We start from the raw sequence: 12,424 nt of genomic DNA, 5'->3' as shown, positions 1-12,424 counted from the left end.
CCATTTTTCGGTTGCCGTCCCGCCGCGCGGCCCGATAGGAAGACCGCATGTTGAAGGGCAGCAAGGTCGGGCTGAGGGCCCGCCACGAGGACGACGTCCCGATCCTGCAGGACGAGCTCTACGGCGACGTGGTCACGACCTCACGGGCCAACGGGAGGCCGTGGCGGCCGATCACGCCCGGCTCCAAGAGGACCCAGTTCCTGGTGGACGACGAGGACGAGGTCAACACCCAGTTCTCGGTCGTCGAGCTGGAGCACGGCACCCTGGTCGGCAGCGCGCAGTTGTGGGGCATCGACCCGCACAACCGGACGGCGCACATCGGCATGGGCCTGCGCCCCTCAGCCCGCGGTCAGGGCTACGCGACGGACGTGGTCGCGGTCCTGTGCCACTACGGCTTCGTGGTCCGCGGCCTGCACCGGCTGCAGATCGAGACGCTGGCGGACAACGCGGCGATGCTGCGCTGCGCCGAGCGCAACGGGTTCGTCCGGGAGGGCGTGCTGCGCTCCTCCGCGTGGGTGATGGGCGAGTTCCTCGACGAGGTGCTGCTCGGACTGCTCGCCGACGACTGGAAGCAGACGTCGCAGGAGTAGGCCGATCCCCCGGGGCCTGTTCCCACGACGGCAGGGGTGGTTGTTCACTTGAGGTTCGTGTGCGCGCCGTGGTGAAACCGTATGTGTGGCTTCGCGGCGCCGCGCGCAGTCCATGGCACCGCACCCGTCGTCGGAACCGTCATTGGAGGCGCCCATGTCACACCGTCCCCCGAGTCCGCTGCCCGGCCGTCGTGGAGTCCTGCGCGGGGCGCTCGCCGCGTCGGCGGCGCTCGCCCTGCCGACGATCGGCGCCACCGCCCCCGCCTTCGCGCTCTCGGGCCGGCCGAAGGCCGGCTGGGGTGTGCAGGCCGGTGACGTGACGGCGCACTCGGGTCTGGTGTGGGTGCGCTCCGACCGGCCCGCGCGGATGGTCGTGGAGACCTCGCCCACCGAGTCGTTCCGCAATGTGACCCGGTGGCAGGGCCCGCTGCTCGACCCCGGCACCGACTTCACGGGCACGACCCGGCTGCGCGGACTGCCGCCCGGCGAGCAGATCCACTACCGGGTGCTGCTCGCCGACCCGGACGACCCGCGCCGTACGGGCGAGCCGGTCGAGGGCACGTTCCGCACGGCCTCCGTGGCCCGGCGCGACGGGGTGCGCTTCCTGTGGTCGGCGGACATCGCGGGCCAGGGCTGGGGCATCAACCCGGACCGCGGCGGCTACCGCGTCTACGAGGACATGCGCGCCCTGGACCCGGACTTCTTCCTGTGCAGCGGCGACAACATCTACGCGGACGGCCCGATCCTGCCCAGCGTCACGCTCCCGGACGGACGGGTGTGGCGCAACGTCACGACCGAGGAGAAGTCCAAGGTCGCCGAGAGTCTCGCCGAGTTCCGCGGTGCGTTCCGGTACAACCTCCTCGACGAGAACGTGCGCCGGTTCAACGCCCAGGTCCCCACGATCACGCAGTGGGACGACCACGAGGTGCACAACAACTGGTACCCGGGCCAGCTGCTGGCCGACGACCGGTACACGGAGAAGAACGCGGACGTGCTCTCGGCCCGTTCGCTGCGCGCGTTCAGCGAGTACTTCCCGGTCTCGTCCCTGCCCGTCGGCAACCCGGACGGCCGGGTGTACCGGGTGCTGCACCAGGGGCCGCTGCTCGACGTCTTCGTGCTGGACATGCGCACGTACCGGAACGCGAACTCGTCGAACCGGCAGGCCGACGACACCACCGGGATCCTCGGCGCCGAGCAACTCGCGTGGCTCAAGCGTGAGTTGTCGCGCTCCCGGGCCACCTGGAAGGTGATCGCCTCGGACATGCCGCTGGGCCTGGTCGTGCCCGACGGCGCGACACGGTTCGAGGCGGTGGCGCAGGGCGACCCGGGCGCGCCGCTCGGCCGTGAACTCCAGATCGCGGAGCTGCTGCGGCACATCAAGCACCAGCGGATCACGGGCACGCTGTGGCTCACGGCGGACGTGCACTACACCTCGGCCCAGCACTACGAGCCGGACAAGGCAGCGTTCCAGGACTTCGAGCCGTTCTGGGAGTTCGTGTCCGGGCCGCTGGCCGCGGGCGGTTTCCCGGCGCTGAAGCTGGACGGGACGTTCGGCCCGCAGCAGGTCTTCCTCAAGGCTCCGTCGCGGGCGAACACGTCACCGGCCGAGACCCCGCCGTACTTCGGCGAGGTCGACATCGACGGCGACAGCGGTGCGCTGACGGTGCGGCTGCGGCAGGAGGGCGGCGACGTGCTGTTCTCGAAGACGCTGCAGCCGGGGCGCGTCGGGCAGTGAGAGCCGGGGGCTGACGGCCCCGCCCACGCGAGCGAAACCGCAGGTCAGCGCGATTGTCAGTGGTCGGCTCTACGGTTTCACCCATGACGCGATCAACACAGGCCGTGACCTATCGTCGACCCTCCGTGCTCGAGTCCGCGGGGGGTGTGGGGCAGTTGGGACTCGAGACGTCACGGGGCGCGACGCCCGCGGGACCGCGAGATCATCCGCGGTTCTTCAGCGGGTTCCTGACCTCGCCTCAGGTCGCGGCGGCGGGGCTGCTGGCGGTCGCCGACGTGGCGGCCGCCCGCTACCACCAGCAGCGGTTCACCGCCTCGCTCGACCCGGTGGTGACCGGCAGCGGCGACCGGCTGCGTTTCGAGTCCTTCTCGGGCTGCGGCGGGGTGTACGCGCGGCTCGACGTCCTGGCCGGGGGGCTCGACGGCGACGAGGTGGGGCACGGCACGACCAATGTCGATGTGAACAACCCGCTGCGGGAGGCCCTTTCGCGGATCGGCGGCGACGATCCGCTGCATCTGCGGGTGGGCCCGGAGGAGTTGGCGGTCACCACGCTCGACGGGCCCGTGGTGGAGAAGAAGGTGCCGCTGCCCGACCGCTGGCTGCGCGGCTTCGCCGAGGCGCAGGTCATATCCGCCGGGTTCGAGCTGCGGGCCGAGCTCGACGCGGCGGAGGCGGTGCGGTTCCTGCGGTCGCTGCCGCGCGCGTCGGGCCGGGAAGCTCGTTGGGTGGTGCCGGCGGGGCGCGGACTGCGCCCGACCTCGCGGCCGGTTCCGGGGGCGGTGTGCCTGCCGGGCCCCGAGCGTCTGGTCGCGCTGCAGCGGGTGCTGCGGCACGCGACGGCGCTGCGCGTGTACGGCCCGGCCGCCGCCACCCGGACCGCGGTGGCCGGCGCGTGGGAGGCGGTACTCCCCGGGATGCGGCTGACTCTGACGCTCTCCCCCGACGCGGCACGCGGGTTCTCCGGCGAGGGCGGGGTACTGGACGCACTGGCCACCGACCGGGCGGCCGAGGACGCGGAACTGATAGCGGTGCTGCTCGCGTGGGAGCCGCGCATCGACCTCGCGGACCTGGCGGCGTCCTCGGGCCTGCCGCTGGAGCGGGTGCGCGCGGCGCTCGTGCGCCTGGGCACGTCGGGGCGGGTCGGCTACGACACGGCGGAGGCGGCCTACTTCCACCGTGAACTGCCGTACGACGCGGACCGCGTGGAGCGGCACAATCCGCGGCTGCGGGACGCGCGGGCGCTGGTGAGCGCGGGCGCGGTGACGGTCGAGGACGGGGCGGGGACGGTGATGGCGGACGACGGTCATGTGCACCGGGTCCGCGAGGACGGGGGGACGTCGAGGTGTACGTGTCTGTGGTGGGCCAGGTATCGCGGTGGGCGCGGGCCCTGCAAGCACGCGCTCGCGGTGCGGATGGCACGGAGGAGCGCGGCCGACGGGGACACGGCCTGGGGCGCGGTGGACCCGCGCGCGACGACCGCGCTGGGGGCGTGATGGGTGCCGGGACGCTGCTGGCGGCCGTGCGCGCGGGGCGGGTGGCCGAGGTGACGGATCTGCTCGACGGGCTGTCGGACGCGGAGCGCCGGGCCTGCCTGCCCGGCCTGAAGGAGCTGCGCAAGGAGTTGCGGGAGGGGCCCTGGGACTCGGAGGCGCGCAAGGCCTATCCGGCGCTCCAGCTCGCGGGGGCGGCCTGCCACACGGGCGCGGCGGCCGCCGCGGCCTGGCTCGGGGCGAGCGAGTGGGTGTGGCAGCGCCATGTGGCACCGCGCGTGCTGCTGCATCTACTGGCCGGCCGGGAGCCGGAGTGGCTGGCCGACGTGGCGCACCGTCTGGCGGCGCTGCCGACGTCGCGCGGGGTGTCGTACGAGCTGATGGCGGGGCTGGTCGAGCTGGCCGGATGCCCGGTGCCGGTGACCGAGTCGTACGTGGTCGGGTGGGTGGGGGGCCTCAACGCCGGGCGCACGAGCGGCCGTTCGCTCGCGGACCGGCTGCGGGCGGAGCCCCACGTGGCGGAGCTGACGGCGGCGCTGTTCGAGACCGAGGACATCGGGGGACGGCTCGACTGGTTCCCGTCCGACAGCGCGCAGAGCTGGCCCGGGGCCCTGGCGGAGCTGGCGCGGGCTGAGGTGCTGGAGCGGAAGGTGCTGCTCGACGGGTGTGTGGCGCGGCTGCTGCGCGGCGGGCGCCCTTCCGATCTGCGGCTGTTCCTGAAGGTGCTGGAGGCGCTCGCGCCGGGTCAGGACGAGGAGAGCGAGCGGGTCGCCGACTGGGCGGCGATGTGCGCGGACGGGCCGTCGCCGGTGGCGGCGCACGCGCAGAAGGTGCTCGGCGGGCTCGCCCTTGCGGGCTTGCTGCCGGTGCGCACGCTGGCCGAGGTGTCGGGCGCGGTGCTGTTCCGCACGGAGAAGAAGCTGGTGCGGGCGCAGTTGGCGCTGCTGGGCAAGGTGCTCAGGTCGCGGGAGGGCGAGGGGGATCCGCCGGTCGCGGACGAGCTGCTGCCCGCGGTGGGCGAGGCGTTCGGGCACGCGGACACGGAGGTGCAGGAGCGGGCGCTGAAGCTCGTGGCACGGCACATGGGCACCGCGGGCGCGGCCACCCGGGAGCGTCTGGTCGAGGCGGCGGCACAGTTGACGCCGGGCCTGCGTCCCCTGGCCGAGGAGGCGCTCGGCGTCGAGCTCGCTCCGGAGGAGCCGTACACGGAGCTGCTGCCGCTGATGCAGGAGCCGTTCCGGCTGGCGGCCGCGCCCGACTCGGCGGCGGAGGTCGCCGAGGAGGTGGGGGCGATCCTGGCGTCCGGCGGTGATCTGGCGGCGTTCGAGCGGACGCTGGACGGGCTGGTGCGCCACGCCTTCCGGGACCGCGAGGGCCTCGCGGCGGCGCTGGCCCCGGTCGTCGCGCGCTGCTGGTGGTCCGGCCCGGACACGTACGGCCGGGTGCAGGGCGCGTTCCGGGAGGCGACGTACGGCCTGGAGGTCGTGGCGGCGAGCGCCGTCGAGGTGCTGCACCTGCGCACACTGCGCTACGGAGCCGAGCACGGGCACGACGTGCGGCCCGGCAGGCCGGACCGGTCGCTGCGCCGCTGCTACGACGCGCGGTTGTGGGAGGTGGCGTACCGGATCCGGACGAGGCCGGTGCCGTTCCTTCTGGCGACGCCGACCTGGAGCACGGGCTTCGTCGAGCCGGGCGAACTGGTGGAACGGCTGCGGACGTACCGGGACCTGGGCGCGCGGGCCGGTGCGGCCGACCTGGCTCAGGCCCTGCTGCGCGTGGACCGTTCGGACGCGCGGGCGGCGGCTGACGCGGCGACGCGGGCGGCGGCGCTCGGCACCCGGGAGGGCGACCGGCTCGCGGCGTGGCTGGCCACGCCGCCCTCGCCCGGCCCGGAGACGGTGCTCCGGCCCGTGGTCGACCGGGTCCTGGCCGAGAGGGCGGAGGACCAGGAGTTGCAGAGGGAGTTCCCCGCGCCGTTCACGCAGCTCGGCCGGCCTTTGGTGGTCCTCGACGACATACCGGCGTACTGGTGGGGCGAGTCCGGGGCCGCCGCCACGGCCGGCCACCTGCTGGCGGCGCTGCCGGGGCGCCGGGAAGTCGTGGCGGCGCGGCTGCTGAGCGAGTTGTCCAGCTGCGCGGTCGAGGGGGCGAGAGGCACGTCCGCGTTTCTGCCGCTGCTCGCGGAGGCCCCGGGCGCGGCCGGTCCGGCCGTGCATCTGTCGGTGGCGTACGGGCTCGCGGCGCGGCATGCGGAGGACCGGCTCGCCGGAGTGGACGCCCTGCTGATCCTGGCGGCCCGGGACGAGCTCGACGCGGGGCTGCTGGGCTCCTTGACGGCGCGGCTGTGGGAGGCGGGCGCCGTCCGGCTGACCCGGCTCGCCGACGCGTTGGGCACGGCCGCGTCGACCGGGGCGTACGCGACGGTGCTGCGGGTGGTGCGGGGGCTGCTGCCGACGCTGCTCGCGAGCGGTGAGCCGCCGACCGCGCTGCGCGGGCTCGGCGAGCTGCTCGCCGTGGCGGCGGACTGCGCGGAACGGACCGGGGCGCACGAACCGATCCCCGGGCTCACCGAGGTGGCGGCGCGCCGGAGTTCGTCCCAGATGGTGATCCAGGCACGGCGGCTGCGGACCGCGCTCGAAGGGAGGACAAAGCAGCCATAAGACGGCTTTACTCATCGGTCACACATCGTTCGTGATCACGCAACACCGTTCCTTCACAGTGGATGCATGAGTCCAGACATGTCTGATGTGACGCGAGTGAAGCACGGTCGGCCGGTCCACCACTGGCGACGGGATCTGGTCGAACTGGCCGCGCTGTTCACGGCGGTCACGGTCGCGGACGCGGTGGCGAACCTGATCGGGCACGGCCCCGGCGGTCCGGCACTGCTCGTGATCTCGGCCGTGGTGCTGCTGGCCACGGCGGGGTTCCACGTGTGGTGGGCACGCCGCCACGGTCATGCTCCCCCGACCTCGGATACCGGCGCCCGGGACGCCGCCCCGCACACCGGCGGGACGGCACCCGGGCGACAGGAACAGGGCGGGGGCCCGGTCCAGGGCGCGGTGGTGGACGAGGGGTCGGTCGATCCCGCGCACGGCACGCTGTGGCGGATGCGGACGACGGTGCGGGACGAGCCGGGTTCGCTCGCCGTCCTGTGCACGGCGCTGGCCCGGCTGCGGGTCGACATCCTGAGCCTGCAGACGCATCCGCTGGCGGACGGCACGGTGGACGAGTTCCTGCTGCGCGCGCCGCAGGAGCTGCCCGCCGCGGAGCTGTCGCGCGGGGTGGCCGGGGCCGGTGGTTCGGGGACCTGGGTCGAGCGGGCCGACGCCCACGACCTGGTGGACGCGCCCACCCGGATCCTGGGCCTCGCGACCCGTACGGCGCTGGACGCGGCGGAACTGCCGTTGTCGCTGCGCCAGTTGCTGGGCCGGTGCACGATCCGGTCGCTGCCCGCCTCGTCGCCGGCGGCGCGGGCGGACGACGACGGGACACCGGTGGAGGGCGGATACGACGGGACGGCGATGCGGCTGCGTACGCCCGAGGGCGGGGTGATCACGGTGGAGCGGCCGTATCTGCCGTTCACACCGACGGAGTTCGCGCGGGCGCGGGCGCTGGTGGAACTGGACACGCGGCTGGGCCCGCGCGTGCCGCGCGCCCACGACATGCTGACGCTGCCGCAGGGCAACGAGGTGAAGGTGCGCCGCGCCGACCTGTCGGACGTGGCGGCGGCGAAGGCGATGCACGAGCGGTGCTCGCAGCGGACGTTGAGCATGCGGTACCACGGTCCGGTCGCGGACGTGGACCGGTACCTCAACCATCTGCTCGGCCCGCGCTTCGGGCGGACGCTGGCCGCGCAGACGGCCTCGGGCCGGATCGTGGCCCTCGGCCATCTGCTGTGGGACGGCGACGAGACCGAGGTGGCGCTGCTCGTCGAGGACGACTGGCAGCGCCGCGGCATCGGCGCCGACCTGCTCGGCCGTCTGGTCACGATGGCGGTCGAGGCCGGCTGCGCGAGCGTGTACGCGGTGACGCAGGCGTCCAACACCGGCATGGTCGCCGCGATGCGCGGCCTCGGGCTGCCTCTCGACTACCAGATCGAGGAGGGCACCCTGGTCGTCACCGCGCGGCTGGACGCGACGCCAGTGGCGTCACGGCCGCCGTACGAGCAGGCCGAGCGGCGCTGACGGCCGCGGGTCCAGCCGCCGGTCCGGCCGCCGCTGCGGCGGAGGCCGGGACCACTGCGGAGACGGAGGCGTCGAGCGCCCGGTCCAGGTCGCCCCACAGGTCCTCGACGTCCTCCAGGCCGACCGACAGGCGCAGCAGCCGGTCGCTGACGCCGGAGGCCCTGCGGTCGTCGGCGTCGACGATGCGGTGGCTGATGGAGGCCGGGTGCTGGATCAGGGAGTCGACGCTGCCGAGGCTCACCGCGGGGGTGATCAGCCGTACGCCGCCGATGACGGCGTGCGGGTCGCCCGCGACCTCGAAGGAGACCATGGCGCCGCCGATGCGCGGGTAGTGGACGCGGGTGACGCGCGGGTCGGCGGCGAGCCGGGCGACCAGATCGGCGGCGGTCGCGGACGCGGCCCGGACCCGCACGGGCAGGGTCGCGAGGCCGCGCAGCAGCAGGTAGCCGGCGAGCGGGTGCAGGACGCCGCCGGTGGCGAAGCGGACCTTGCGCAGTTCGCGGGCGAAGGCCTCGTCGCAGGCGACGACGCCGCCCAGGACGTCGCCGTGGCCGCCCAGGTACTTGGTCGCGCTGTGCAGCACGAGCCGGGCGCCGTGTTCGACGGGGCGCTGCAGGACGGGCGTCGCGAAGGTGTTGTCCACGAGCAGCGGCACGGAGCCACAGGCGTGCGCGACGGCCCGCAGGTCGACCTCGGCGAGGGTCGGGTTGGCGGGCGACTCGACCATGACGAGGCCGGTGTCGGGCCGGATCGCGTCGGCGATCCCGGCCGGGTCGACCCAGGTCACCTCGGAGCCGAGCGCGCCCGCGGTGAGGAGGTGGTCGCTGCACCCGTACAGCGGCCGGACGGCGACGACGTGGCGCAGGCCCGCGCCGAGCCGGACGAGGAGGACGGCGGTGAGGGCCGCCATGCCACTGGCGAACGCGACGGCGCTCTCGGTGCCTTCGAGCCGGGCGAGGGCGGTCTCGAAGCGGGCGACCGTCGGATTGGCGAGGCGGCCGTAGACGGGCGGTCCGTCGTCGAGGACGCCGTCGGCGGCGAACGCGTCGATGCGCGCGGCCTCGCCGCGGCTGTCGGCGGACGGGTAGGTGGTGGAGAGGTCGATGGGCGGGGCATGCAGGCCCAGGGCCGCGAGATCGTCGCGTCCGGCGTGCACGGCTTCGGTGGCGAGGGCCCGGGGCGCGGGGTACGGCCGGGGGTACGTCACAGCCTCGTCGGTATCCATGGGGCCAGGCTGAACACCGACCGAGGTCCGGTACGTATCTTCCGTGCTACGTTCGACGAATGGCTGATTCTGTCGTACTGGATCCGGTTGATCTGGAGATTCTGCGGCTGTTGCAGAACGACGCCCGCACCACGTACCGGGACCTCGCCGCGCAGGTCGGGGTCGCTCCGTCGACCTGTCTCGACCGGGTGGCGCGGCTGCGGCGCTCGGGGGTGATCCTCGGACATGTGCTGCGGCTCGATCCGGCCAAGCTGGGGCGCGGGCTGCAGGCGCTGCTGTCCGTGCAGGTGCGCCCGCACCGGCGGGAGCTGGTGGGCCCGTTCGTCGAGCGGATCCGGGCACTGCCCGAGGCACGCACCGTCTTCCATCTGACCGGCCCCGACGACTACTTGGTGCAGGTCGCGGTGCGGGACATGGCCGATCTGCAGCGGCTCGTGCTCGACGAGTTCACGGCGCACCGGGAGGTGGCGCGGGTCGAGACGCGGCTGATCTTCCAGCAGTGGGAGTGCGGACCGCTGCTTCCGGCCGGGACCCCGGCCGCGCCCGGCACGCCCACAGCGAATCATGGTGACGGCGCCCCCTGACTCGTACGAGGATGTCCGCATGTCAGACACCTCGAGCACCCAGCTGTCCCCCGGCCCGCTGCCCCGTCAGGTCGCCGACGCCCATGTCGACGCCGTGGTCGCCCTCGACCCGCTCACCGGTACGTATCTCGGCGACCGCGCCTCCCACGGCAAGTTGCCCGATCTGTCGCCCGCCGGGCTCGACGCGGTCGCGGCGCAGGCGCGGGACACGCTCGCCCGGCTCGACGAGGCCGAGCGCAGGCCCGGCGCCGACAGCGACGTCGAGCGCCGCTGCGCCCGGCTGCTGCGCGAGCGCCTGACGGCCGAACTGGCCGTGCACGACGCGGAGGAGCACCTGCGCGTCGTCACCAACCTGGGCGGCCCGGTGCACAATGTGCGCGAGGTGTTCACCATCACCCCGACCGAGACCGACGAGGACTGGGCGGCGATCGCCGAGCGGCTGCGCGCGGTCCCGGCCGCGTTCGCCGGGTACCGGGAGACGCTGGAGGCGGGGCTCGAGCGGAAGCTGTACGGTCCGCCGCGGCCCGCCGCCACCTTCGTCGAGCAGCTCACCGAGTGGGCGGGCGAGGCGCAGGGGCGGGGCTGGTTCGAGGAGTTCACGGTCACGGGGCCCGAGGCGCTGCGCGGCGAGCTGACCGAGGCGGCGCGCGCGGCGGATGCCGCGACGGTCGCGCTGCGCGACTGGATGCGGGACGTGTACGCCCCGGCGATCGAGGGCGCGCCGAACGCGGTGGGCCGCGAGCGGTACGCGCGCTGGTCGCGCTATTACAACGGCACGGATCTCGACCTGGACGAGGCCTACGCGTACGGGTGGAGCGAGTTCCACCGGCTGCTCGGCGAGATGCGGGCGGAGGCGGAGAAGATCCTGCCCGGCGCCGAGACGCCGTGGGTGGCGCTCGCGCACCTCGACGAGCACGGGCGGCACATCGAGGGGGTCGACGAGGTCCGCGACTGGCTGCAGAACCTGATGGACGAGGCCATCGCCGCGCTCGACGGCACGCACTTCGAACTGGCGGAGCGGGTACGGAAGGTGGAGTCCCGCATCGCGCCGCCCGGCAGCGCTGCGGCCCCCTACTACACGGCGCCGTCGGAGGACTTCTCGCGGCCCGGGCGCACCTGGCTGCCGACGATGGGCCAGACCCGTTTCCCCGTGTACGACCTGGTGTCGACCTGGTACCACGAGGGTGTCCCAGGGCATCACCTGCAGCTCGCGCAGTGGGCGCACGTGGCCGGTGACCTGTCGCGCTACCAGGCGACGCTGGGCGGGGTCTCGGCGAACGCGGAGGGCTGGGCGCTGTACGCGGAGCGTCTGATGGACGAGCTGGGCTTCCTCAAGGACGCGGAGACGCGCCTCGGCTATCTCGACGCGCAGATGATGCGCGCGGCGCGGGTCATCGTCGACATCGGCATGCACCTGGAGCTGGAGATCCCGGCTGACTCGCCGTTCCACCCGGGCGAGCGGTGGACGCCGGAGCTGGCGCAGGAGTTCTTCGGGTCGCACAGCAGCCGGCCGGCGGACTTCGTGGAGAGCGAGCTGACCCGCTATCTGTCGATCCCGGGCCAGGCGATCGGTTACAAGCTGGGCGAGCGGGCGTGGCTGCTCGGCCGGGCCAACGCGCAGGCGGCGCACGGCGACGCGTTCGACGCGAAGGCCTGGCACATGGCGGCCCTTTCGCAGGGTTCGCTGGGCCTGGACGACCTGGTGGACGAGCTGTCCAAGCTCTAGCCGGGCCTGCCTCCGGCGGACCGGGATCCCGTACGGGCCTCAGCCCCCGGTCCGCCGGAAGCCGCCCTCGGAGTCGATGACCTGCCCGGTGATCCACGCGGCCTCGTCGGTCGCCAGCCAGGAGATCAGCCGGGCCGGGTCGTCGGGCATCCCCCAGCGCCCGGCGGGGAACAGTCCGGCGATCGCTTCGTACGCGTCGCCGTCGAGGTAATCGGTGTCGACGGGGCCGGGGTTGACCGTGTTGACCGTGATCCCCCGGTCGGCGAGGGCGGTCGCGAGGGAGCGGGTGGCCGAGGCGAGCGCGCCCTTCTGGAGGGCGTACGCGATCTCGCCGGGCATGCCGTCGGCGATGTCCTGTCCCGAGGTCATCATGACGACGCGGCCTCCGGGTCCGACCGGGCGGTGCCGGGCGAAGGCCTGGACGAGCAGGACGACGGAGCGTGCGTCGACGGCCCAGTGCGCGTCGAGCATCGCGGCGTCGATCGTGTCGAGGGTGCCGTCGCTGCCGCTGAGGGCGTGGTTGGCGATCAGGATGTCGAGCCGGCCGCCGAGCGCCCGCGCGGCGTCGTCGATCAGCCGGGCCGGGGCGTCGGGTTCGCCGAGATCGGCGGGTCCGTGCGCGACGACGGCGTCCGGCTCACCCCGCGCCGCGCGCACGGCGTCGGCCACCTCCTCGGGCCGGTCGGCGCCCCAGGGCATCGCCTCGTCGTGCGGTACGTGATGGTGCAGATAGACGGCGGCCCCGTACGCGGCGAGCCGCCGCGCCACGGCACACCCGATCCCGCCCCGCCGGCTGGCCCCGGTGACCAGGGCGGTACGGCCGCGCAGGGGCAGCGGGTCTCGACGGAGTTCTTCCGGGGTGGGAGCGGGAAGTCTCGGCATGGGCGCCG

The 12,424-nt window shown here is 74.0% G+C and carries 9 protein-coding genes; 7 read left to right on the top strand and 2 right to left on the bottom strand.

Annotation, left to right across the window (positions count from 1 at the left end; all coding sequences use genetic code 11):
• The first annotated feature begins 47 nt into the window (after positions 1-47).
• The 5 genes from ACIBTU_RS22765 to ACIBTU_RS22745 all read left to right on the top strand — a co-directional run bounded on the left by ACIBTU_RS22765 (position 48) and on the right by ACIBTU_RS22745 (position 7,999).
• Positions 48-590, top strand: a complete 543-nt coding sequence (locus tag ACIBTU_RS22765) for a GNAT family N-acetyltransferase (RefSeq protein WP_399128172.1) — start codon at positions 48-50, stop codon at positions 588-590.
• A 154-nt stretch (positions 591-744) separates the two neighbouring features.
• Positions 745-2,325: an alkaline phosphatase D family protein gene (locus tag ACIBTU_RS22760; RefSeq protein WP_399128170.1), complete on the top strand. Its 1,581-nt coding sequence runs from the start codon at positions 745-747 to the stop codon at positions 2,323-2,325.
• A gap of 83 nt (positions 2,326-2,408) precedes the next feature.
• Entirely contained in the window at positions 2,409-3,818 is a 1,410-nt protein-coding gene (locus tag ACIBTU_RS22755; RefSeq protein ID WP_399128169.1) for an SWIM zinc finger family protein, read from the top strand.
• Positions 3,818-6,475, top strand: coding sequence for a DUF6493 family protein (locus ACIBTU_RS22750; protein WP_399128168.1), 2,658 nt, complete (start codon positions 3,818-3,820; stop codon positions 6,473-6,475). The genes ACIBTU_RS22755 and ACIBTU_RS22750 overlap by 1 nt, the downstream gene beginning before the upstream one ends.
• 78 nt (positions 6,476-6,553) lie before the next feature.
• Positions 6,554-7,999, top strand: coding sequence for a GNAT family N-acetyltransferase (locus ACIBTU_RS22745; protein WP_399128167.1), 1,446 nt, complete (start codon positions 6,554-6,556; stop codon positions 7,997-7,999).
• Here the strand turns inward: ACIBTU_RS22745 and ACIBTU_RS22740 are convergent.
• Complete coding sequence (locus tag ACIBTU_RS22740; RefSeq protein WP_399128166.1) at positions 7,932-9,224, bottom strand: trans-sulfuration enzyme family protein; 1,293 nt, start codon at positions 9,222-9,224, stop codon at positions 7,932-7,934. The two genes, ACIBTU_RS22745 and ACIBTU_RS22740, sit on opposite strands and share 68 nt — an antisense overlap.
• A 59-nt stretch (positions 9,225-9,283) precedes the next feature.
• On the opposite strand from ACIBTU_RS22740, the gene ACIBTU_RS22735 reads away from it, so the two are divergent.
• Together ACIBTU_RS22735 and ACIBTU_RS22730 are read left to right on the top strand one after the other, a co-directional pair.
• Positions 9,284-9,808: an Lrp/AsnC family transcriptional regulator gene (locus ACIBTU_RS22735; RefSeq protein WP_399128165.1), complete on the top strand. Its 525-nt coding sequence runs from the start codon at positions 9,284-9,286 to the stop codon at positions 9,806-9,808.
• A gap of 19 nt (positions 9,809-9,827) precedes the next feature.
• Entirely contained in the window at positions 9,828-11,534 is a 1,707-nt protein-coding gene (locus ACIBTU_RS22730) for a DUF885 domain-containing protein (protein WP_399128164.1), read from the top strand.
• A gap of 39 nt (positions 11,535-11,573) precedes the next feature.
• Here ACIBTU_RS22730 and ACIBTU_RS22725 read toward each other — a convergent pair whose 3' ends face one another.
• Entirely contained in the window at positions 11,574-12,416 is an 843-nt protein-coding gene (locus ACIBTU_RS22725; RefSeq protein ID WP_399128163.1) for an SDR family oxidoreductase, read from the bottom strand.
• Positions 12,417-12,424 lie beyond the last annotated feature (8 nt).

This window comes from Streptomyces sp. NPDC050145 (assembly GCF_044460245.1).
In the GTDB taxonomy this organism is placed as follows: Bacteria; Actinomycetota; Actinomycetes; order Streptomycetales; family Streptomycetaceae; genus Streptomyces.
The sequence above is the reverse complement of the archived record's forward strand: the minus strand, read 5'-3'. Positions and strand labels throughout refer to the sequence as shown.

Bases quoted from the DNA above. Each gene is read 5' to 3' on its own strand.
- ACIBTU_RS22750 (WP_399128168.1), top strand. From the start codon at position 3,818: ATGGGTGCCGGGACGCTGCTGGCGGCCGTGCGCGCGGGGCGGGTGGCC.
- ACIBTU_RS22735 (WP_399128165.1), top strand. From the start codon at position 9,284: ATGGCTGATTCTGTCGTACTGGATCCGGTTGATCTGGAGATTCTGCGG.
- ACIBTU_RS22755 (WP_399128169.1), top strand. From the start codon at position 2,409: ATGACGCGATCAACACAGGCCGTGACCTATCGTCGACCCTCCGTGCTC.
- ACIBTU_RS22740 (WP_399128166.1), bottom strand. From the start codon at position 9,224: ATGGATACCGACGAGGCTGTGACGTACCCCCGGCCGTACCCCGCGCCC.
- ACIBTU_RS22760 (WP_399128170.1), top strand. From the start codon at position 745: ATGTCACACCGTCCCCCGAGTCCGCTGCCCGGCCGTCGTGGAGTCCTG.
- ACIBTU_RS22765 (WP_399128172.1), top strand. From the start codon at position 48: ATGTTGAAGGGCAGCAAGGTCGGGCTGAGGGCCCGCCACGAGGACGAC.
- ACIBTU_RS22745 (WP_399128167.1), top strand. From the start codon at position 6,554: ATGTCTGATGTGACGCGAGTGAAGCACGGTCGGCCGGTCCACCACTGG.
- ACIBTU_RS22730 (WP_399128164.1), top strand. From the start codon at position 9,828: ATGTCAGACACCTCGAGCACCCAGCTGTCCCCCGGCCCGCTGCCCCGT.
- ACIBTU_RS22725 (WP_399128163.1), bottom strand. From the start codon at position 12,416: ATGCCGAGACTTCCCGCTCCCACCCCGGAAGAACTCCGTCGAGACCCG.